The organism is Citrobacter sp. CK206 (assembly GCF_030333125.1).
Taxonomy (GTDB): Bacteria; Pseudomonadota; Gammaproteobacteria; order Enterobacterales; family Enterobacteriaceae; genus Citrobacter_B; species Citrobacter_B koseri.
The window spans coordinates 1-327 of record NZ_JAOWGM010000002.1 but is presented as its reverse complement, the minus strand read 5'-3'; the positions used below and the strand labels follow the sequence as shown (position 1 = coordinate 327).

1 protein-coding gene is annotated in these 327 nt (G+C 51.4%); it reads left to right on the top strand.

Annotated features, from left to right (window positions below; genetic code table 11):
• Positions 1-137 precede the first annotated feature (137 nt).
• A partial coding sequence (locus tag OGX81_RS00010) for a DUF2931 family protein (RefSeq protein WP_286450043.1) occupies positions 138-327 on the top strand: 190 nt, incomplete at its 3' end.

Genomic DNA, 327 nt, shown 5'->3' with positions numbered 1-327 from the left:
ATGTGGACCCTCGCAGGCAACGAGATGACGCTCTGCAAAGACTACGTCGTTCCCGGCGGCACGTTTAATTTCATTCAGTCGACGCAGGATTTCATTAAAGGCAAAACCTACCCGTACGGCGACTGGGAATAACGCGGATGAATATAAACAAACTGCTTTTAATCCCACTGCTGATAATCGCCTCTGGCTGCAGCCCGCAGAAACCTCACCCTTTGCAGTCAAAACAGGCCGCCAGTGGTGACTGGATGCTGCCTTATGGCGAGTGGAGTTTTTCTTTTGTCACCCCTTCTGAACTACCCGCAGAAGTCCTTCATGCCCGGGTTATTG